The sequence below is a fragment of the Microbispora sp. ZYX-F-249 genome (assembly GCF_039649665.1).
GTDB lineage: Bacteria > Actinomycetota > Actinomycetes > Streptosporangiales > Streptosporangiaceae > Microbispora > Microbispora maris.
This window is the reverse complement of the sequence record NZ_JBDJAW010000015.1, coordinates 56286-75801: the sequence shown is the minus strand read 5'-3', so window position 1 is coordinate 75801 and position 19516 is coordinate 56286. Positions and strand designations below refer to the sequence as shown.

The 19516-nt window shown below is 72.9% G+C and carries 21 protein-coding genes; 10 read left to right on the top strand and 11 right to left on the bottom strand.

The genetic code is table 11. From position 1 onward, the window contains the following. Positions 1-77: 77 nt before the first annotated feature. The 6 genes from mshC to AAH991_RS19405 form a co-directional block, all read right to left on the bottom strand. On the bottom strand, positions 78-1289 hold the full coding sequence (gene mshC, locus AAH991_RS19430) for a cysteine--1-D-myo-inosityl 2-amino-2-deoxy-alpha-D-glucopyranoside ligase (RefSeq protein WP_346227272.1): 1212 nt from the start codon (positions 1287-1289) through the stop codon (positions 78-80). Positions 1290-1299: 10 nt separating this feature from the next. Then, positions 1300-2064, bottom strand: coding sequence for an NRDE family protein (locus AAH991_RS19425; protein ID WP_346227271.1), 765 nt, complete (start codon positions 2062-2064; stop codon positions 1300-1302). Positions 2065-2158: 94 nt separating this feature from the next. Beyond that, the gene (locus AAH991_RS19420; RefSeq protein WP_346227270.1) at positions 2159-2920 is read right to left on the bottom strand and encodes an SCO1664 family protein; all 762 of its coding nucleotides are present in this window, start codon (positions 2918-2920) and stop codon (positions 2159-2161) included. Between the two features lie 57 nt (positions 2921-2977). Further along, the gene (locus AAH991_RS19415) at positions 2978-3547 is read right to left on the bottom strand and encodes a DUF3090 family protein (protein WP_169985798.1); all 570 of its coding nucleotides are present in this window, start codon (positions 3545-3547) and stop codon (positions 2978-2980) included. 9 nt (positions 3548-3556) lie between these two features. Next, positions 3557-4258, bottom strand: a complete 702-nt coding sequence (locus AAH991_RS19410; RefSeq protein ID WP_346227269.1) for a histidine phosphatase family protein — start codon at positions 4256-4258, stop codon at positions 3557-3559. Next, positions 4255-5073 (bottom strand): undecaprenyl-diphosphate phosphatase, encoded by an 819-nt coding sequence (locus tag AAH991_RS19405; RefSeq protein WP_346227268.1) that lies wholly within the window; start codon positions 5071-5073, stop codon positions 4255-4257. The genes AAH991_RS19410 and AAH991_RS19405 overlap by 4 nt, the downstream gene beginning before the upstream one ends. 35 nt (positions 5074-5108) lie before the next feature. Here AAH991_RS19405 and AAH991_RS19400 point away from each other — a divergent pair, with 35 nt between their 5' ends. Next, entirely contained in the window at positions 5109-6047 is a 939-nt protein-coding gene (locus AAH991_RS19400; protein WP_346227267.1) for an aldo/keto reductase, read from the top strand. A 149-nt stretch (positions 6048-6196) separates the two neighbouring features. After that, a complete protein-coding gene (locus tag AAH991_RS19395; protein ID WP_346227266.1) occupies positions 6197-7207 on the top strand; it encodes a hypothetical protein in 1011 nt (336 codons plus the stop codon). 18 nt (positions 7208-7225) lie between these two features. On the opposite strand, the gene AAH991_RS19390 is transcribed toward AAH991_RS19395, so the two are convergent. Continuing rightward, the gene (locus AAH991_RS19390; protein ID WP_346227265.1) at positions 7226-8449 is read right to left on the bottom strand and encodes an acyl-CoA dehydrogenase family protein; all 1224 of its coding nucleotides are present in this window, start codon (positions 8447-8449) and stop codon (positions 7226-7228) included. Between the two features lie 140 nt (positions 8450-8589). Here AAH991_RS19390 and AAH991_RS19385 point away from each other — a divergent pair, with 140 nt between their 5' ends. The 5 genes from AAH991_RS19385 to AAH991_RS19365 all read left to right on the top strand — a co-directional run bounded on the left by AAH991_RS19385 (position 8590) and on the right by AAH991_RS19365 (position 13728). Continuing rightward, positions 8590-9516: a LysR family transcriptional regulator gene (locus AAH991_RS19385; RefSeq protein WP_346227264.1), complete on the top strand. Its 927-nt coding sequence runs from the start codon at positions 8590-8592 to the stop codon at positions 9514-9516. A gap of 117 nt (positions 9517-9633) precedes the next feature. Further along, a complete protein-coding gene (gene sfnG, locus AAH991_RS19380; protein WP_346227263.1) occupies positions 9634-10767 on the top strand; it encodes a dimethylsulfone monooxygenase SfnG in 1134 nt (377 codons plus the stop codon). Positions 10768-10771: 4 nt separating this feature from the next. After that, entirely contained in the window at positions 10772-11980 is a 1209-nt protein-coding gene (locus AAH991_RS19375; RefSeq protein ID WP_346227262.1) for an SfnB family sulfur acquisition oxidoreductase, read from the top strand. 28 nt (positions 11981-12008) lie between these two features. Continuing rightward, positions 12009-12560, top strand: a complete 552-nt coding sequence (gene ssuE, locus AAH991_RS19370; protein WP_346227261.1) for an NADPH-dependent FMN reductase — start codon at positions 12009-12011, stop codon at positions 12558-12560. A gap of 10 nt (positions 12561-12570) precedes the next feature. Next, on the top strand, positions 12571-13728 hold the full coding sequence (locus AAH991_RS19365) for an LLM class flavin-dependent oxidoreductase (protein ID WP_346227260.1): 1158 nt from the start codon (positions 12571-12573) through the stop codon (positions 13726-13728). Between the two features lie 3 nt (positions 13729-13731). Here the strand turns inward: AAH991_RS19365 and fabI are convergent, their stop codons facing one another. Continuing rightward, positions 13732-14496, bottom strand: a complete 765-nt coding sequence (gene fabI / locus AAH991_RS19360; protein ID WP_346227259.1) for an enoyl-ACP reductase FabI — start codon at positions 14494-14496, stop codon at positions 13732-13734. A gap of 48 nt (positions 14497-14544) precedes the next feature. Beyond that, positions 14545-15249 (bottom strand): beta-ketoacyl-ACP reductase, encoded by a 705-nt coding sequence (locus tag AAH991_RS19355; RefSeq protein ID WP_346227258.1) that lies wholly within the window; start codon positions 15247-15249, stop codon positions 14545-14547. Positions 15250-15326: 77 nt separating this feature from the next. Here AAH991_RS19355 and AAH991_RS19350 point away from each other — a divergent pair, with 77 nt between their 5' ends. Beyond that, entirely contained in the window at positions 15327-16820 is a 1494-nt protein-coding gene (locus AAH991_RS19350; protein WP_346227257.1) for a TldD/PmbA family protein, read from the top strand. Continuing rightward, positions 16817-18199, top strand: a complete 1383-nt coding sequence (locus AAH991_RS19345; RefSeq protein WP_346227256.1) for a metallopeptidase TldD-related protein — start codon at positions 16817-16819, stop codon at positions 18197-18199. Before AAH991_RS19350 ends, AAH991_RS19345 begins: the two co-directional genes overlap by 4 nt. Before the next feature lie 102 nt (positions 18200-18301). Here AAH991_RS19345 and AAH991_RS19340 read toward each other — a convergent pair whose 3' ends face one another. Beyond that, positions 18302-18517 carry a dodecin gene (locus tag AAH991_RS19340; RefSeq protein WP_079314915.1) on the bottom strand — a complete coding sequence of 72 codons (216 nt, stop codon included), beginning with the start codon at positions 18515-18517 and terminating at the stop codon, positions 18302-18304. Between the two features lie 84 nt (positions 18518-18601). Here AAH991_RS19340 and AAH991_RS19335 point away from each other — a divergent pair, with 84 nt between their 5' ends. Next, positions 18602-18925 carry a DUF3099 domain-containing protein gene (locus AAH991_RS19335; RefSeq protein ID WP_346227255.1) on the top strand — a complete coding sequence of 108 codons (324 nt, stop codon included), beginning with the start codon at positions 18602-18604 and terminating at the stop codon, positions 18923-18925. A gap of 288 nt (positions 18926-19213) precedes the next feature. Here the strand turns inward: AAH991_RS19335 and AAH991_RS19330 are convergent, their stop codons facing one another. Then, positions 19214-19516: a DUF6457 domain-containing protein gene (locus AAH991_RS19330; RefSeq protein ID WP_346227254.1), complete on the bottom strand. Its 303-nt coding sequence runs from the start codon at positions 19514-19516 to the stop codon at positions 19214-19216.

Sequence of the window (19516 nt, the reverse complement as noted above, 5' to 3'; positions counted from 1 at the left end):
CGGCCCGGGGACGGCCCGTGCCGTCAGGGCGAGGGTGAGCGCGAGGGCCGGAGGGCGAGGGGTCAGAGCGCGAGGGGTCAGAGCGCGACGCCGAGGAGCGCGTCGGCGATGTCGCGTACCAGCGCCGGCGAGGTGGCGTCGTCGCCCTCCGCCGCCGCCCAGGCGTCGATCGCCGCGAGCGCGCCCGGGGCGTCGAGGTCGTCCGTGAGGCGCTCGCGCACCGCCGTCAGCACCGGGCCGCCCGCGGGGCCCGCCGGCCGCGCCACCGCCGCCCGCCACCGCGCCAGCCGCTCCTCCGCCGCGACGACCTGGTCCTGCGTCCACTCCCAGTCCGTACGGTAGTGGTGCGCCAGCAGAGCCAGCCGCACGGCCATGGGGTCGGTCGTCTGCCGCAGCCGGGAGACGAACACGAGGTTGCCCTTGGATTTGGACATCTTCTCGCCGTCCAGGCCGACCATGCCCGCGTGGACGTACGCCCGCGCGAACGGCCACTCACCGGTGGCCACGTGGCCCTCGCAGGCGCCCATCTCGTGGTGGGGGAAGATCAGGTCCGAACCGCCGCCGGCGACGTCGAAGCCGCTGCCCAGGTTGCGCAGGGCGATGGCGGTGCACTCGACGTGCCAGCCGGGCCTGCCGGGGCCGAACGGCGACTCCCAGGACGGCTCTCCCGGCCGTTCCGCCCGCCAGAGCAGCCAGTCGAGCGGGTGGCGCTTGCCCTGCCTGCCGGGGTCGCCCCCGCGCTCGCCGAACAGCTCCAGCATGGTGTCCTCGGAGTAGCCCGAGACCGCGCCGAACTTGGGCGCGGCGGCGACGGAGAAGTAGACGTCCCCGTCGATCTCGTACGTGGCGCCCCGCTCGGCCAGCCGGACGATCAGATCGGCGATCTCTCCGACGGTCTCGGTGACCCCGACGTACTCGCGGGGCGGCAGGATGCGCAGCGCCTCCATGTCGGAGCGGAACAGCTCGATCTCGCGCTCGCCCAGGGAGCGCCAGTCGGTCCCGGTCGCCTCGGCGCGCTCCAGCAGCGGGTCGTCCACGTCGGTGGCGTTCTGGGTGTAGTGCACGTCGTGGCCGGCGTCCCGCCACGCCCGGTTGACCAGGTCGAAGGCGAGGTAGGTGTTGGCGTGCCCGAGGTGGGTGGCGTCGTACGGCGTGATGCCGCAGACGTACAGACGGGCCTCGCCGGAGGGGGCCGTCTCCCGCACCTCTCGGGCGGCGGTGTCGTACAGACGGAGCGGAAGGCCCGGACCAGGCAACCTGGGGACATTCGGAGCAGACCACGATCGCATGGTGTGAAGCCTATCCGCGAGGCCGGCGGACCGGTTCAGCCGGTCTGGTCCACGAGGTGTCGATCTCGTGCCAGGTGTCCGGATCATCCGGCTGCGGGCAGAAGTCGTAGCGCAGCCCCTGCTCCGCGAGGGCGACCAGCGTGACCGACAGGCTGGCGAAGACCCGGCCGTCCGGCAGCCGCCGCCGCATGACCAGCGCGCGGGGATCGTCCCAGGGCAGCCCGGCGCCGGAGGCGGGGTCGAGCCATTCCCCCCAGAACCGTTCGGACGAGCCGCCCGTGGTCCATCCGGGCCGGGCGGCCCGGGCGAACCGGGGCCGGAACCAGGCGGTGCGCGGCGCGCTCTCGCCGCGGTCCCAGCCCGTGTTCACGATCATGTGCACGCCCTCGGGCAGCTTCTCCTCGGTCAGGATGTCGCCGTCCCAGCTCCACAGCCGTACGCCGTCGAGCCCGCCGAGGACGAGGTGGAAGGGGTCGTACCAGGACAGGTCGAGCGACGGGAGCTCCCCCGTGGCGGCGGCCAGGAGGGGCAGTTCGCCGCGCGAGTGACGCCGGCCCGCCGGGGCCGCCGTCCCCTCGCCGTTGAGCAGCGCCGCCACGCGCCGGCCCGCGGGGTCGGCGGCCAGCCAGGTGCCGCCCGCCTCCAGGTCGCGGCCGCCGACCAGGCCGGGGTACGCGGGCCAGTGCCGGTCCGGCGACATCCACGGCCGCGTGACGATCTCGTCACGCACTCCCGCGAGGAGCACCGGCGCGCCGGACTCCGGCTCGACGCTCACGATGACCGTACACAATGCGTGTTCCCTCCAATATCGGTAGAGACCCCTGCAGAGTGCACAATCCACGCGTTTTGCGCAAGCCTGTCTGCGGCGATCAAATCGGGGGCCACGGGATCGCGGGCCAGTCCTCGGAGGGGTGCGGGTGGACCCCGGTGGCCAGCAGCCTCTTGACCCGCTCCCACGTGGCCTCCACCTCGGCCTGGGTCAGCAGCTCGCGCAGGCGCCGGCCGAGGCGGCCCCGCTCGATCTCGCGCTCCAGCCGCACCAGCACGTTGACCGACTCGCGCGGCAGCGTCTTGCCGCGCCACTGCCACAGCACGGTGCGCAGCTTGTCCTCGACCGCGAAGCAGACCCCGTGGTCGACCCCGTAGACGTGCCCGCCGGGCAGCGGCAGCAGGTGGCCGCCCTTGCGGTCGGCGTTGTTCACCACCGCGTCGAAGACGGCCATGCGGCGAAGCGCGGGGTTGCGGCTGCGCATGAGGGCCATCAGGTCGGCCTCGGGATCGGCGTCGATCCACAGCTGCACCATGCCCGGGCCGAAGGGGCCGTCCCGGTAGACGGTCGGCGGCACGATGCGCCATCCGGTGGCGGCGGCCACCTCGTAGGCGGCCACCTCACGGGCCGCCAGCGTGCCGTCGGGGAAGTCCCACAGGGGGCGCTCCCCGCGCACCGGCTTGTACACGCACGCCGCCGCGTGCTCACCGTCCCTGATGGAGCAGTAGAGCGTCATGTTCGTGGCCTCGACGAGTCGCCCGGCCACTTCTAAGGTGCCCTCCCGCAGCAGGCGCATCGCCGCCACGTCGTCCAGCCCCGGCCCGTCCACGTCGCTGATGCTCGCCTCGTCCTCCGCCGTCATCCGGTTCCCCGCCCGCGCGGCGCGCCGCCGCGCTTCCAGCCGTTCACGCCGTGCCTCTCATGCCGAGAACACCCCGGGATGGTGGCCGTTGAGGCGGACGCAGATGTGCCCTTCGGGATCGAGCGGCCGGCCGCACAGCGGGCACGGCGGGCGGCCGGCGGCGACCACCTCGAGCGCCCGGCGGCTGAACGCGCGGGCGGCGGCGGCGCTTATCCGCACCCTGAGGACGGCGGGCTCGGGCCGGTCGTCGTCCAGCGGCGGCTCGTCCTCCTCGTCGCCCTCCGTCGCCTCCTGCGCCTCGATGATCACCTGCGCGGTCTCGGGATCCCAGGCGAGCGCCATCGTCCCCACCCGGAAGTCCTCGTCGATCGGCAGGTCGAGGGGACCCTCGTCGGCCAGTTCCGCGGGGGCCATGGCCGGGACCGGCGCGCGCCCCCCGCTGCGCCGCAGCACCTCGTCGAGCAGCTCGTCGAGGCGGTCGGCCAGCACGGCGACCTGGAACTTCTCGAGCGCCACCGTGGTGATCCTGCCCTGGCCTCGGGCCTGCAGGAAGAAGGCTCGTGCGCCCGGTTGCCCCACGGCACCGGCCACGAACCTGTCAGGCGGATCGTAGTCGAAGACCGGCATAGCCCGACCTTATGTGGTCCCGGCTCCGCCGCCGACGGCGGCGTCGCTTCCGGTGAGGGTTTCTCCCCCGTCTTCGTCCTCCGACACCCCTGGTGGGGGCACCAGGTTGGCCACTCCCCCGCCCACGTCGTTCGCCCTGAGCAGGAAGGGACGCAGGGGGGTGTAGCGGATCACCGTGACGGAGGCGGGGTCGGCCGTGATGCGCTGGAACTGGTCCAGGTGGAGGCCGAGCGCGTCGGCCACGATCGCCTTGATCACGTCCCCGTGGCTGCAGACCACGTAGGTGGCCTTCTCCCCGAGCCGCTCGTTCCAGTCGCGTACGGCCCGCACGGCGCGGTTCTGCACCTCCGCCAGGGCCTCACCGCCGGGGAACACCGCCGCGCTGGGATGGGCCTGCACCACCCGCCACAGCGGCTCCTCGGCGAGTTCCTTCAACGGCCGGCCGGTCCAGTCTCCGTAGCCGCACTCGCCGAACCTGTCGTCGGTCTCCACCGAGACGGGGCGGCCCTGCGCGATGGCGGCGGCGGTCTCCCGGCACCGCTCCAGCGGGCTGGACACGATGGCGTCCAGTTCCAGCGGCGCGAGCCGTTCGGCCACCGCACGCGCCTGCTCCCTGCCGCGCTCGTCGAGGTGGACTCCCGGGGTCCAGCCGGCCAGCACCGGGCCGGTCATCGCGGTGAGGCCGTGCCGTACGAACAATACGGTCGTCATGACTGCACCACCCCGAGGGCCAGCAACGTGAGGAGGAACGTCCCCGCGAAGACGCGGTAGACGACGAAGACGATGGTCGAGTGGCGCGCGACGTAACGCAGCAGCCAGGCGATCGAGGCGTACCCGACGACGAACGACACGACGGTCGCGATCAGGGTCGGCGCCACCGGCGGGCCGCCGCCGTCGCCGACGTGCCGCAGCTCGAACAGCCCCGACAGGATCACCGCCGGGATCGACAGCAGGAAGGAGTAGCGGGCGGCGGCCTCGCGCGTGTACCCGAGGAACATCGCGCCGGTCATCGTGGAGCCCGAGCGGGAGGCGCCCGGGATCAGCGGCAGCATCTGCCACGCGCCGATGATCAGGCCGTCGCGCATGTTGAGGTCGGCGACCTCCTTCTTCTTGCGGCCCATCTGGTCGGCCGCGAGCAGCAGCAGGCCGAAGACGATGAGCATGGCCGCGTTCAGCCACAGGTTGCGGGCCGGGCCCTCGATCGCGTCCTTGAACAGCAGGCCGGCGACGCCGATCGGGATCGTGCCCAGGCCGATGTACCACCCCATGCGCGCGTCGAGGTCGCCGCGCAGCTCCGGCGTCCACAGGCTGCGCAACCACGTCCAGGTGATCCGGACGATGTCCCGCCAGAAGTAGATGAGCACCGCGAGCATGGTGCCGAGCTGGATCACCGCGGTGAACGGGGCGCCGGGATCGTCCCATCCCGCCAGCTTGGGCACGATCAGCAGGTGCGCCGAGCTGGAGATGGGCAGGAACTCGGTGAGACCCTGCACGAGCCCGAGCACGATCGCCTGTAGTACGTCCATGGTGCGGACAGCCTATCGGCTAGTCTGTCCGCACCATGGACCAGCGACTAGTCGGGCGCAGCGGTCTGTCGGTGTCCAGGATCGGGCTCGGCACGATGACCTGGGCCCGCGACACCTCCGCCGAGGAGGCGACGGCGCAGCTCACCGCCTTCGCCGAGGCCGGCGGCACGCTGATCGACACCGCGGACGTGTACGGCGGCGGCGACGCCGAGCGCCTGATCGGCCGGCTCATCCGCGACGTGGTGCCGCGCAGGCAGCTGGTGATCGCCACCAAGGCGGTGCTCACCCCCGGAGGGGAGCGGGACGCCTCCCGCCGTCACCTCATCCAGGCGCTCGACGCCTCCCTGGCCCGGCTCGGGCTGGAGGAGGTCGACCTGTGGCAGCTCCACGCGTTCGACCCCCGGGTGCCGATTGAGGAGACGCTCGCCGCCGTCGACTTCGCCGTCTCCACGGGCCGTACGGCCTACGCCGGCGTGTGCAACTACACCGGCTGGCAGCTCGCGGCCGCCGCCACCTGGCAGCGGTGCGGCGACTCGCGGGCCCCGATCGTCGCGGCGCAGGTGGAGTACTCCCTGCTGGCCAGGGACGCCGAGGAGGAGGTGCTGCCGGCCGCCGCGCACGTGGGCGCCGGGGTCCTCGCCTGGTCGCCGCTCGGACGCGGCGTGCTGACCGGCAAGTACCGCACCGGGATCCCCGCCGACTCCCGCGCCGCCACCCCGCACTTCGCCGAGTTCGTCCGGCCCTACCTGGACGAGCGGTGCCGCAGCATCGTGGAGTCGGTGACCACCGCGGCCGAGGGGCTCGGCGTGTCGCCGCTCGCGGTGGCGCTCGCCTGGGTGCGCGACCGCCCGGGCGTGTCGTCGGCGATCGTCGGCGCGCGCACCCACGCGCAGCTCCTCGGCGTGTTGCAGGCCGAGAAGCTGACGCTGCCGTGGGAGATCCGCGAGGCTCTGGACGACGTCTCCGACCCGTGAGCGCCGCGCCCGGTCGCGAGGCGAACGAGAATCGTCCTCACGTATCACACATCGATACCGAACTGCAACTTTCTACTGCATAACCCCGCGCTCTGGCGAAGAGTGACGGGTATGTCGGGGGATGGACCAGAGACTGCGGAAGGGGACACATGGGCATCGTAGGCAAGGCCTCCGCGATCTCCGCCGGGGCTCTCGCGATCGCCCTGGCCGGAGGACTCCCTCTCGCCGCATCCCCGGCACAGGCGCTCGACTGCACGGGAGGCGGCGGACTGCTCTCGGGCGTCACCGGCGGTGTCTGCTCCCTCGCCGACGGCGTGGGCACGCTGACGGACGGCGTGACCGACGTCGCGGACAAGGCCACCGGCGGGTTGACGGCACCGGTCACGAAGGTCGTGGACGACACGCTGGAGACGACCACCGGGGCCGCGGGCACGGCGGTCCACGACGTCGGCAAGGCGGTCGACAAGGCCGGCCAGACGCTGACCGGAGCGGCGGACACCGCGGTCGGCGCGGCCGGCGGAGCCGCCGGCACCGCGACCGGAGCGGCGGCGCAGGCGGTGACGGGGGGCGCCAAGGGCGAGTCCCCCGCCACGCACAGCCCCGCCCCGAGCGTCCAGAAGCTCACCGACGGGCTGACCCGCGCCGTCCAGAGCACCTGCCTGCCCCTGGTCGCCGGCGAGGACTGCGGGTCCCAGGGGCACCGCGAGGGCGGCGAGGAGGCGGACGGCGCGCGGCACGCACGGCCGGCCGGCAAGAAGCCGGCGCGGCCGAAGGCGTCCCTGACTCCCGAGGGCGCCCTTCCGCGCGAGCCGTACCGGCCGCGTCTCGTCGCGGCGCAGGAGGACGCGCCGCAGACGCATCACCGGTCCACGGTGGACCCCGACGAAGACGGCGTGATCCCCCTCCTGTGGCCCGGGCAGAAGCTGCCCGGGCTGCCCGAGCTGCGCGGCGGCCCCACGGGGGCGCCGGCGCGCGTCTCCCGGTCCTACGACGCGGCGGGAACGGCCCTCACCGCGGCGCTGCTGCTGTCCGCGCTGCTGGCCACCCGCGTGGTCTCGGCACGGCGGGCGCGGGCCGGGCAGCAGGAGCCGCGCGAGTCGATCCCGCTCGAGGGCGGCCTGCGGCTGCCCGGCAGGTCGGGCCGTCACCGGCTCGCCTGAGCCCGGCCTCCCCCGCGCTCAGGAGTACCAGGTGGGCTCGGGAATCTCGTCCCGGAGCCGGTAGACGCCCACCTCGCGGCGCTTGTACGCCACCGGGTCGTGCAGAGTGTGGGTGCGCACGTTGCGCCAGAAGCGGTCGAGCCCGTAGCGGGACGCGGTCGAGCGGGCGCCGGTCGCCTCGAAGACACGAGAGGTGACCTCCAGGGCCACGTCGGTGGCGTGCGCCTTGACCGCGGCCACCCGCACCTCGTGCTCCCCGCGCAGCCGGGGGGTGACCTCGTCCGGGTTGAGGTGGAACCACAGGCCCTCCCGGGCGACCTCGTCGGCGAGCGCCTCGGCCGCCCACAGCTTGGCGGTGAGGTCCCCGTAGAGGTCGATGACGTACGGCTCGTCGACCGCGCGCTCGTGTCCGCCGTGCAGCCACGGGCGGGTGTGCTCCCTCGTGTACGCCAGCCCGGTCTCCAGCGCGCCGCGGGCGATGCCCAGGTAGAAGCTGACGAACACGAGCTGGATGGTCGGCACGTTGAGGGTGCCGTAGACGCGCGGCCGGAACTCCTTGTCCACGTATCCCAGGGCGTCGCTCCACGGCGCGCGCACGCCGGAGACCGTGACGCTGCCGCTCTCGGTCAGCCGCTGGCCGATGTTGTCCCAGTCGTCGTGGAAGGTCAGCCCCTCGGAGCCGGAGGGGACGACGGCGAAGACGTGCTTGTCCGTGCCCTCCAGCACGCCCTCCAGGACGGTGACGTCGGAGACCTTGCTGCCGGTGGAGAAGGTCTTGCGGCCGTCGAAGACGAGGGTGTCGCCCTCGTCGCGCACGACGATGTCGCGGTCGCGGGGGTTGACGGCCCCGCCGAAGAACCACCGGTGCCGCGCGGCGTCGGCCTCGATCCGCTCCCACTGCTCGCGGGTGCCCACCAGGCGCGCCGCCCAGTTCCACAGGTAGTGGTAGCCGAGCAGCTGGCCGATCGAGCCGTCGGCCGCGGCCACCTCACGGACGACGCGGTAGGCGGTGGGCCAGTCCTGCCCCGCGCCGCCGTGCCCGGCCGGGCCGAGCAGCGTGACCAGGCCGGAGTCCTTGAGCAGCCCGATCTCGGCGTACGGGGTCTTCGCGGCCCTGTCACGCTCGGCGGCGTCGACCGCGAGCACGGCCGCCACCTCGCCGGCGCGCGCGATCCACTCGCCGGAAGTGCTCGGCGCGGGGCCGTCCGTCCAGTCCGTCCGGCTGGCGTGAGCGATGGTCACGTGTCGTCTCCTCTCGTGTGCGGCGCGTCGCGCCGGCTGTCGCCCACCAGGTTAGGCAACATTCTCTACTTGTTAAGTGGGTAAATCGCCGAACGGCCGGTAGGGTCGCCCTTGCACACCCCCGGACAAGGTGGACGACGATGCGCATCGAACAGCTCGAGTACATCCGCGCGGTGACCCGCCTCGGCTCGCTGCGCCGGGCGGCCGACCATCTGCATCTGTCCCAGCCGGCCCTGAGCGAGACCGTGCGCAACCTGGAGCGCGAGCTCGGCGTCGACCTGCTGGAGCGGCGCCGCTCCGGAGCCACGATCAGCGACAAGGGCCGCGAGCTGCTGCCGTACATCAACGGCGTGCTGGAGGCGGTGGACCGCCTGCGCGGCGCGGCCGACGAGCAGCACCACACGGCCCGCATGGTCAGGCTGGGCACGGTCAACGCGGCGACCGTCCCGCTGCTGATCCCCGCCGTGCGGGCCTTCCGCGAGGCCCATCCCGCCACACAGGTCGAGGTCGTGGGCGCGCAGCAGGCCGAGATCCACCGGCGCATCCGGGAGGGCAGCTTCGACCTGGGCCTGGTGAACTACCTGAGCGGCGACGACCTGCCGCCCGACCTCGCCACGACCGAGCTGCTGCGCGGCCGCCCGGTCGTGTGCGTACGGCCGGACAGCCCGCTGGCCTCGCTGCCCGCGGTCGAGGTCGCCGACCTGCTCCGCGAGCCACTGATCGTGATGCGCGCCGGCTACGTCATGCACCGCCTGGTGCACCGTCTCCTCGGCGGGCGGGCGCCGTCGTTCTCGTATTCGACCGACGGCGCCGAGATGGGCAAGCTCATGGTGGCCGAGGGGCTCGGCGCCACCGTGCTTCCCGAGTTCAGCGTGGCCGGCGACCCTCTCCTGCGCAACGGCGCCATCATCTACCGGCCGCTGGCGCAGCGCGTGGCGGAGGTCCTCCTGGTCATCCAGTCGCAGCGCTCCGCCTCGGGCCCCCGGGTGGCCCGCGACCTGCACCGGCTGCTCCTGGACCGGGCACGCGAGTGCCGCGCCGGCGCGCGGGCCCGCGCCGCCGGATGACAGGGCCGGGTGACAGGGCGGCCCTATCACGCCCCCGCCGATCGCGTGTGGAACTCCGGACGCCGCCGCCGTACTATCCCCATTGTCTTAGTAGGAAATGCCTGGAAGGGGTCAGTCGTGTCCGCGAACGTCAGTCCAGAGCCGCTGCGGTTCGCCTACTGGGTGCCCAACGTCAGCGGCGGGCTCGTCACCAGCACGATCGAGCAGCGCACCGACTGGAGCTACGACTACAACCGGAAGCTGGCGGTGCTCGCGGAGAACAACGGCTTCGAGTACGCGCTGTCCCAGGTGCGCTACATGGCCAGCTACGGCGCGGCGTTCCAGCAGGAGTCGACGAGCTTCAGCCTCGCGCTGCTGCTCGCCACCGAGCGGCTGAAGGTGATCGCGGCCGTGCACCCCGGCCTGTGGCACCCCGCGGTGCTGGCCAAGCTGGTCAGCACCGCCGACCACCTTTCGGGCGGCCGGGCCGCCGTCAACGTGGTGAGCGGCTGGTACAAGGGCGAGTTCACCGCTCTGGGCGAGCCGTGGCTGGAGCACGACGAGCGTTACCGCCGGGCCGAGGAGTTCATCCGCGTCCTGCGGGCGAGCTGGACCGAGGACAAGGCGAGGTTCCAGGGCGACTTCTACCGGCTGCACGGGTACGACCTGCAGCCCAAACCCCTCTCCGTGCCGGACCGCCCGCACCCCGAGATCTTCCAGGGCGGCAACTCCACCGCCGCGCGCGCCATGGCCGGCCGGGTGTCGGACTGGTACTTCAGCAACGGCAAGGACTTCGACGGCGTCACCGAGCAGATCGAGGAGGTCGGCGCGGTGGCGCGGGCCCACGGCCGCCGGGTGCGCTTCGGCCTGAACGGCTTCCTCATCGCCAGGGACACCGAGGCCGAGGCGCGCGAGACGCTGCGCGAGATCGTGGCCAAGGCCGATGTCGAGGCCGTCCACGGGTTCCGCGACGCGGTCCGGCAGGCGGGCAGGTCCACCCAGGACGGACGGGGGATGTGGGCCGACTCCTCCTTCGAGGACCTGGTGCAGTACAACGACGGCTTCCGCACCCGCCTCATCGGCACGCCGGAGCAGATCGCGCACCGGGCGATCGAGTACAAGAAGCGCGGCGTCGGCCTGCTGCTGCTCGGTTTCCTGCACTACCACGAGGAGGTCGAGTATTTCGGCCGCCACGTGCTGCCCATCATCCGCGAGCTGGAGGCGGAACTCGCGGCGAAGGGCGCCGTCCCGGTGGAACCGGCCAGGGCCTGATCCCATGACCGATCTCGTCGACACCCCCCGGACCGCGCACGTCGTCACCGGCGACGAGGAGGCCCTCGCCGTCGCCGCCGAACTGGCCGGGCAATTCGCCGGCGGCGCCGCCGAACGGGACGCCCGCCGCGTGCTTCCGGTCGCCGAGCTTGCCGAGCTCTCGCTGAGCGGCCTGCTCGGCATCACCGTCCCCCGTGAGCACGGCGGCGCCGACGTGCGGACCGCCACGCTGGCCGAGGTCGTCCGCCTGCTCGCCGCCGCCGACCCCAACATCGCCCAGATCCCGCAGAGCCACTTCGTGTACGTCAACGTGCTGCGGCAGCAGGGGTCGGCGGCGCAGCGGGACTTCTTCTTCGCCGAGGTCCTGGCGGGCAGGCGGTTCGGCAACGCCCAGTCGGAGGCGGGCACCAGGCACGTGCAGGACTACCGCACCCGGCTGCGTCCCGCCGAGGACGGCGGCTTCGTCCTCGACGGCGTCAAGCACTACTCGACCGGCGCCCTGTTCGCCGACTGGATCACCGTGCTGGCCAAGGACCCCGCCGACCGCCTCGTCGTCGCGTACGTGCCGGCCGGCGCGCCCGGCCTGACGGTCGTGGACGACTGGGACGGGATGGGCCAGCGCACCACGGCCAGCGGCACGGTCCGGCTGGAGGGCGTGCGGGTGCCCGCCGGCCGCGTCGTCCCCCACCACCTGACCTTCACCGGGCCGCAGCTGCACGGCGCCCACGCGCAGCTGCTGCACGCCGCGATCGACGTGGGCATCGCCCGCGCCGCGCTCACCGAGGCGGCCGAGTTCGTCCGCACCCGCAGCAGGCCGTGGTTCGAGAGCGGGGCCGGCCACGCCGCCGACGACCCCCTGACGATCCAGCGGTTCGGCGAGCTGGAGGTCTCCGTACGGGCCGCCGAGGCCCTGCTGGCCGAGGCCGGGCGGGCGGTCGACCGCGCGCGGGAACGGCTCGACGACGAGACCGCGGCGGCGGCGTCCATCGCGGTCGCCACGGCGAAGGCCTTCGCCGATCCGGCCGCCGTCGAGGTGAGCGGCGCGCTGTTCGAGGTGTCCGGCACCAGGTCGGCGCTGGACTCGCTCAACCTGCACCGGCACTGGCGCAACGCCCGCACCCACACCCTGCACGATCCCGTGCGCTGGAAGATCCAGCACATCGGCAGGTACGCGCTGAACCGGACCCTGCCCCCGCGGCACGGCCTGATCTGATCCGGTCCCATCTGACGGAGGTTCCGCCATGTCCACCATCGTCGTCCTGTCCGGCAGCCCCTCGGCGGTCTCGCGTACCGCCGCCCTCTGCGCGCACCTCGCCGACCGGCTGCGCCGCCTCGGCCACGAGGTCGACGGCGTGCGGGCGCGCGACCTGCCCGCGGAGGCGCTGCTGTCGGCCGACACGCGGCATCCGCGCATCGCCGAGGTCGTCCGCCTCGTCGAGGAGGCGGACGGCGTCCTGGTCGCCTCCCCCGTGTACAAGGCCGCCTACAGCGGGCTGCTGAAGACGGTGCTCGATCTGCTGCCGCAGTTCGCGCTCGCGGGCAAGGTCGTGCTGCCGGTCGTCACCGGCGGCAGCCCCGCCCACGTGCTGGCCATCGACTACGCGCTCCGCCCGGTCCTGACCTCGCTGGGGGCCGACCACGTCGTGCCGGGATGGTTCGTCCTCGACCGGCACATCGCGGTCCGTGACGGCGAGGCCGGCCTCGACCCGGAGCACGCCGCCCCGCTCTACCGCGTGGTCGACGCCTTCGCCTCGGCCGTTGCCGCGCGCCGCCCGCTGCTGGCCGCGTCCTGAAGGGACTGTCATGACGCTGACGTTCCACTGGTTCCTGCCCACGTACGGCGACAGCCGCCACCTCGTCGGCGGCGGGCACGGCACCGACGTCACCACGGCCGGCGGGGACCGTCCGGCCTCCCTGGCCTACCTCGGCCAGATCGTGCGCGCCGCCGAGCACCTCGGCTTCGAGGGCGCGCTCACCCCGGCGGGGGCCTGGTGCGAGGACGCCTGGCTGACCACCGCCATGCTGGTCGCCGGGTCCGAGCGGCTGAAGTTCCTGGTCGCCTTCCGGCCGGGGCTGCTGTCGCCCACGCTCGCCGCGCAGATGGCCGCCACGTTCCAGCGGCACTCGGGCGGGCGTCTGCTGGTCAACGTCGTCACCGGCGGCGAGGACCACGAGCAGCGCGCCTACGGCGACTTCCTCGCCAAGGACGAGCGCTACGAGCGCACCGACGAGTTCCTCACGGTCGTCCGCGCCCTGTGGCGGGGGGAACGGGTCACCCTGGCGGGCAGGCACGTCGGCGTCACGGACGCCGCGCTGAGCCGGGTGCCGTCCCCGGTCCCGGCGGTGTACTTCGGCGGGTCGTCCCCGGCGGCCGGGCGGGTGGCGGCGCGGCACTGCGACGTCTACCTGACCTGGGGCGAGCCGCCCGCGCAGGTGGCGGAGAAGATCGGCTGGATCCGCCGGGAGGCGGCCGCGGCCGGTCGCGAGGTGCGCTTCGGGATCCGGCTGCACGTCATCAGCCGGGACACCTCGGCGCAGGCGTGGGCGGAGGCCGAGCGCCTGCTGTCCGCGCTCGACCCCGCGGTCATCGCGTCGGTGCAGGCCGGCCTCGCGCGCAGCGGGTCGGAGGGGCAGCGGCGGATGCGGGCCCTGCACGGGGGCCGCACCGACGCGCTGGAGGTCTCGCCGAACCTGTGGGCCGGGGTCGGCCTGGTCCGCGGCGGCGCGGGCACGGCGCTGGTGGGCAGCCACACGGAGGTGGCGGAGCGCATCGAGGAGTACCACGCGCTCGGGATCGACGAGTTCGTGCTGTCCGGTCACCCGCACCTGGAAGAGGCCTACTGGTTCGGCGAGGGCGTCCTGCCCCTGCTGCGCCGCAGGGGGTTGTGGCGGCACCCGGTGGACACGCCGGAGGACCCGGCTCCCGCCGCCATCCCGTTCGCCGGCGCCCCGTCCCGCTGACGCTCAGGCGCCCATCGCGTGGACGCCGCCGTCGACGTGGACGATCTCACCGGTGGTGGCGGGGAACCAGTCCGACAGCAGCGCGACGCACGCCTTGGCGGCGGGGGCGGTGTCCGCCAGGTCCCACCCGAGCGGGGCCTTCTCCGGCCAGGAGTCCTCGAACTCCTTGAACCCGGGGATGCTCTTGGCCGCCATCGTGCGCAGCGGGCCGGCGGCGACGAGGTTGACCCGGATGCCGTGCCTGCCGAGGTCGCGGGCGAGGTAGCGGGAGCAGGACTCGAGCCCGGCCTTGGCCACGCCCATCCAGTCGTAGACCGGCCACGCCTTGGTCGCGTCGAAGTCCAGGCCGACGACCGCGCCGCCCTCCTTCATCAGCGGCAGGCAGGCGACGGCGAGCGACTTGAACGAGAACGTCGAGACGTGGACCGCCGTGGCGACGTCCTCCCACGAGGTGTTGAGGAAGTTGCCGCCGAGGCAGGACTGCGGGGCGAACCCGATCGAGTGGACGACTCCGTCCAGCCCGTCGAGGTGCGCGCCGACGCGGTCGGCGAGCGTGTCGAGGTGGTCGTCGTTCTGGACGTCCAGCTCGATCACCGGCGGCGGCTCGGGCAGCCGCTTGGCGATGCGCTCGACCAGGCTGAGGCGGCCGAAGCCGGTCAGCACGACCTGGGCGCCCTCCTCCTGGGCCAGCTTCGCCACGTTGAAGGCGATCGACGCGTCGGTGAGGACGCCGGTGACCAGCAGTCGCTTACCGTCCAGCAAACCCATGTCCAGCTCCAGTCTTTCGTCCGCTCGGTGGCCTGTTCGGTGGCCTGTTCAGTGGCCCATGCCGAGGCCGCCGTCGACGGGGATGACCGCCCCGGTGATGTAGGAGGCGTCGTCGCTCGCCAGGAACCTGACGACGCGGGCGATCTCCTCCGCGTGCGCCTGCCGCCCCAGCGGGATGCTCTTGCGGATCTGCTCCTGCTGCGCCTCGTCGAGCACCGCGGTCATGTCGGTCTCCACGAACCCCGGCGCGACCACGTTGACCGTGATGCCGCGCGAGCCGAGCTCGCGGGCCAGCGACCGGCCGAAGCCGACCAGGCCGGCCTTGGAGGCGGCGTAGTTGGTCTGGCCGGCCGAGCCGGACAGGCCGACGACCGAGGAGATCAGGATGATGCGCCCGCGCCGCAGCCGCAGCATGGGCCGCACGGCCCGCTTGGCGACGCGGTACGCGCCGGTCAGGTTCGTGTCGATGACGTCGGTGAAGGTCTCCTCCTTCATCATCGGCAGCAGCGTGTCCTTGGTGATCCCCGCGTTCGCGACGACCACCTCCACCGGGCCGTGCTCGGCCTCGGCCTTCTCGAAGGCGGCGTCGACGTCGGCGGAGCTCGTCACGTCGCAGCGGACCCCGAACAACCCCTCCGGCGGCTCGCCGGAACGGTAGGTGATTGCGACGGCGTCCCCCGCGGCGGAGAGCTCACGGGCGATCGCGAGACCGATGCCGCGGTTTCCGCCGGTGACGAGTACAGAGCGAACCATGCGACCGACGGTATCGGCTACTTGGGGGTAGCCCACTTGTCCGCTGGGCACAAGATCACAGGGTTAGGATCGTGGACATGCGCCAGATCGACCCCGACTTCCTCGCCCTGCCGCTGCGGCGGCTGGCGGACGCGGCCCTGCAGCGCGCCCGTGACCTGGGAGCCGAGCACGCCTCGTTCCGGCTCGAACGCGTACGCGCCGAGACGCTGCGCCTGTTCGACGCCCGGCTCGAAGGCTCCTCGGACGCCGACGACCTCGGCTTCGCCGTACGGGTCGTCAAGGACGGCACCTGGGGCTTCGCGTCCGGGATCGAGCTGACCCCGGAGGCGGCGGCCCGGGCCGCCGAGGAGGCCGTGCGGGTGGCGGCGGTCAGCGCGCCCATCAACCGGGAGCCGGTGGAGCTCGCCCCCGAGCCGGTGTACGACGACGTGACCTGGGTGTCGTCCTACGAGGTCGACCCGTTCGACGTGCCGCTGCCGGACAAGGCGGCGCTGCTCGCGGAGTGGTCGTCGGGGCTGCTCGGCCGGGTCGACCACGTCTCGGCCTCGCTGACGCAGGTCAAGGAGCAGAAGTTCTACGCCGACACGGCCGGCACGGTGACCACGCAGCAGCGGGTGCGGCTGCACCCCGTGCTGACGGCGATGCGGGCCGACGGCGACCGGTTCGACGACATGCGCACGCTGGCCCCGCCGGCCGGCCGGGGGTACGAGTACCTGACCGGCACCGGCTGGGACTTCCCCGCCGAGCTGGCCGAGATCCCCGACCTGCTGGACGAGAAGCTCAAGGCGCCCTCGGTCGAGGCCGGGCCGTACGACCTGGTGATCGACCCGTCGAACCTGTGGCTCACGATCCACGAGTCGATCGGCCACGCGACCGAGCTGGACCGGGCGCTCGGCTACGAGGCGGCCTACGCCGGCACCTCGTTCGCCACCTTCGACCAGCTCGGCACCCTGCACTACGGCTCGCCGGTGATGAACGTGACGGGCGACCGCACGGTCGAGCACGGCCTGGCCACCGTCGGCTGGGACGACGAGGGCGTGGCCGGCCAGTCGTTCGACATCGTCCGCGAGGGCACGCTGGTCGGCTACCAGCTCGACCGGCGGATGGCGCTGCTCAAGGGGCTCGGCCGGTCGAACGGCTGCGCGTTCGCCGACTCCCCCGGCCACGTGCCGATCCAGCGGATGGCCAACGTGTCCCTCCAGCCGGCCGCGGACGGCCCGTCCACCGACGAGCTGATCTCCCGGGTCGGGCGCGGGATCTACGTCGTCGGCGACAAGAGCTGGTCGATCGACATGCAGCGGTACAACTTCCAGTTCACTGGCCAGCGCTTCTACCGGATCGAGAACGGCCGCCTGGCCGGGCAGCTGCGCGACGTCGCCTACCAGGCGACCACCACGGACTTCTGGCGCTCGATGGAGGCCGTCGGCGGTCCGCAGACGTACGTCCTCGGCGGCGCCTTCAACTGCGGCAAGGGCCAGCCGGGCCAGGTCGCGCCGGTCAGCCACGGCGCCCCCGCGGCCCTGTTCCGCGGCGTACGGATCCTCAACACCGTCCAGGAGGGTGGCAAGTGAGCGACGGGGTGATCACACCGCAGGAGACGGTGGAGCGGGCGCTCGCGCTGAGCGGGGCCGACGGCTGCGTCGTGATCGCGGACGAGGGCTCGACCGCGAATCTGCGCTTCGCCGGCAACACGCTGACGACCAACGGGGTCGCGCGCTCGTCCCGGCTCACCGTGATCTCCGTCGTGGGCGCCGGGGTGGGAGTCGTCTCACGCTCGGCCGTACGCGCCGACCAGCTCGCGGACGTGGTGGCCGAGGCCGACCGCGCCGCGCGGGAGGCCCGGCCGTCGGAGGACGCCCGGGCGCTGGTGGAGGGAACCGCCGGGGAGGGCTGGGATCGCCCGGTGGAGCCGACCTCCATCGACGTGTTCCGGAACTTCGCCCCCGCGCTCGGCGAGGCGTTCGCCGCCGCCGACGCCTCCGGCCGCAGGCTGTACGGCTTCGCCGAGCACATCGTGACCTCGACGTTCGTCGGCTCGTCCACCGGTCTGCGGCTGCGCCACGACCAGCCGACCGGGCGGCTCGAACTGAACGCCAAGTCGGCGGACATGTCGAGCTCGGCGTGGACGGGCGTGGCCACCCGCGACTTCTCCGACGTGGACGTGGCCGCCCTGGACGAGACGCTCACCCGGCGGCTGGGCTGGGCCAAGCGGCGGATCAGCCTGGAGCCGGGCCGCTACGAGACGCTCCTGCCCGCGACCGCGGTCTCCGACCTGCTGATCTACCTGTACTGGGCGGCGGGCGCGCGGGACGCCGCCGACGGCCGCACGGTGTTCTCCCGGCCCGGCGGCGGCACCCGGGTCGGCGAGCGCCTGTCCCCGCTGCCGATCTCGCTGCACAGCGACCCGGCGCGGGCCGGCGTCGAGTGCGCGCCGTTCGTCGTCGCCCACTCCTCCGGCCGGGAGCAGTCGGTCTTCGACAACGGCCTGCCCCTGACCCGCACCGAGTGGATCAGCGACGGCGCCCTGGCCAACCTCGTGCAGACCCGGCACTCGGCCGAGCTCACCGGCCTCGCCACCACCCCGCAGATCGACAACCTGATCATGACGGGGCCCGAGGGCGGCCGCTCGCTGGAGGAGATGATCGCCTCGACCGAGCGGGGCCTGCTGCTGACCTGCCTGTGGTACATCCGCGAGGTCGACCCGCAGTCGCTGCTCCTGACCGGACTGACCAGGGACGGCGTCTACCTCGTCGAGAACGGCGAGGTCGTGGGCGAGGTCAACAACTTCCGGTTCAACGAGTCGCCGGTCGACCTGCTCGGCCGCCTCACGGAGGTGGGCGCGAGCGAGCAGACGCTGCCGCGCGAGTGGAACGACTGGTTCACCCGCGCCGTCATGCCGCCGGTCCGCGTACCCGACTTCAACATGTCGACGGTCAGCCAGGCCAGCTAGGCATCAGCCACCACGCCCGGAGCGCCCGTCCCGCCGCCGATCGTCACCGCCCGGCGGAGCGGACGGGCGATCCGGCGGCCGGCGCCGGGACCTCACATCGCCTCACTCGGCGTCTTCCAGGCGGAAGCCCACCTTCATGCCGACCTGGAAGTGGGCCACCTCGCCGTCCACGATGTGCCCGCGCACCTCGGTCACCTCGAACCAGTCCAGGTGCCGCAGCGTCTGGGCGGCCCGCCTGACGCCGTTGCGGATGGCCTGGTCGACGCTCTCGGCCGAGGTGCCCACTATCTCGGTCACCCGGTAGGTGCGATCCGACATCACGTCCTCCTGCCTGTGCCTGTCGCGTGATCGTAGCGCCCTGCGGGCGTCACCCCGCCTCACCCGGGGTCTACCGTGGAAACCGTGAATCCATGGCGCTGGTTGAGAAAAGACCGCCCGGTCGTTCACCAGGTGACGGACGCCCAGCCGTCGCTGACCGACGACGTGCGCAAGCGGGAGATCAGTTACCTCATCAAGATGGGCATCCGGCTCGTCTGCCTGATCCTGGCGGTGGCGGTACCGGCCCCCTGGCCCGTCAAGGCCCTGTTCGTCGCGGGGGCCGTTCTTTTGCCATACCTTGCCGTAATCGGGGCCAATCAGAGAGGTCACGAGCCTCCGCCGCCCCCCGGCTTTACCTCACCTGACCAAAGCGAGATACCACGCCATCGACGCGAGATCGGGTCGTGACAAAGTCTTGACGCAACCCAAGGGTTGGAGGTGTACAGTTTAGCCAAGCGCTCTGGTCCCCCGTCGGAGCGCTGGTGCCGGCGTTCCGGGCCCCCGTCGGAACGCCGATGAAGCGGCGCCGGGTGGTTTGCCCCCGTAACCACCCGGCGTCGCCCTTTTCCAAGACCTTTGCACGGATCTCACGGACCGGCCGTCGCGGTCGTCTCCCAGGAGACGGCCCTGCCGCCGAACGGCCCCCGGCGCCCGCCCTTCCCCTCCCGCGGCGCGCCGGGGCCGTGGCGGCAGATGTCAGGAGCAAGGGGTGTCGGGAGCTCGGGTGTCGGGAGCACGGGTGTCAGGGGTCGCGGGCGCTTCCGCGGCCGCCTCAGCCCAGTCCTTCGCCATCCGGGACAGCCGCTCCGCCGCGTCCGGCGGCGCGGTGCCGGCCCCCTGCGCCAGCCCCAGCAGATAGGCGGTCAACGGGGCGGCCGGCCGCGCCACTCCGTGCGCCACGTCCCTGGTCAGGTCGAGCACCGCGGTCCGGTCCACCCGGGCGGGGTCGATGCCCAGCTCGCGGCAGACCAGCGCCGTCCATTCCTCCAGCACGTTCAC

Coding starts and splice junctions, on each gene's coding strand:
- mshC (WP_346227272.1), bottom strand. CDS start 1,289: ATGCGATCGTGGTCTGCTCCGAATGTCCCCAGGTTGCCTGGTCCGGGC.
- AAH991_RS19420 (WP_346227270.1), bottom strand. CDS start 2,920: ATGACGGCGGAGGACGAGGCGAGCATCAGCGACGTGGACGGGCCGGGG.
- AAH991_RS19415 (WP_169985798.1), bottom strand. CDS start 3,547: ATGCCGGTCTTCGACTACGATCCGCCTGACAGGTTCGTGGCCGGTGCC.
- AAH991_RS19410 (WP_346227269.1), bottom strand. CDS start 4,258: ATGACGACCGTATTGTTCGTACGGCACGGCCTCACCGCGATGACCGGC.
- AAH991_RS19405 (WP_346227268.1), bottom strand. CDS start 5,073: ATGGACGTACTACAGGCGATCGTGCTCGGGCTCGTGCAGGGTCTCACC.
- AAH991_RS19400 (WP_346227267.1), top strand. CDS start 5,109: ATGGACCAGCGACTAGTCGGGCGCAGCGGTCTGTCGGTGTCCAGGATC.
- AAH991_RS19395 (WP_346227266.1), top strand. CDS start 6,197: ATGGGCATCGTAGGCAAGGCCTCCGCGATCTCCGCCGGGGCTCTCGCG.
- AAH991_RS19385 (WP_346227264.1), top strand. CDS start 8,590: ATGCGCATCGAACAGCTCGAGTACATCCGCGCGGTGACCCGCCTCGGC.
- AAH991_RS19375 (WP_346227262.1), top strand. CDS start 10,772: ATGACCGATCTCGTCGACACCCCCCGGACCGCGCACGTCGTCACCGGC.
- ssuE (WP_346227261.1), top strand. CDS start 12,009: ATGTCCACCATCGTCGTCCTGTCCGGCAGCCCCTCGGCGGTCTCGCGT.
- AAH991_RS19365 (WP_346227260.1), top strand. CDS start 12,571: ATGACGCTGACGTTCCACTGGTTCCTGCCCACGTACGGCGACAGCCGC.
- fabI (WP_346227259.1), bottom strand. CDS start 14,496: ATGGGTTTGCTGGACGGTAAGCGACTGCTGGTCACCGGCGTCCTCACC.
- AAH991_RS19355 (WP_346227258.1), bottom strand. CDS start 15,249: ATGGTTCGCTCTGTACTCGTCACCGGCGGAAACCGCGGCATCGGTCTC.
- AAH991_RS19350 (WP_346227257.1), top strand. CDS start 15,327: ATGCGCCAGATCGACCCCGACTTCCTCGCCCTGCCGCTGCGGCGGCTG.
- AAH991_RS19340 (WP_079314915.1), bottom strand. CDS start 18,517: ATGTCGGATCGCACCTACCGGGTGACCGAGATAGTGGGCACCTCGGCC.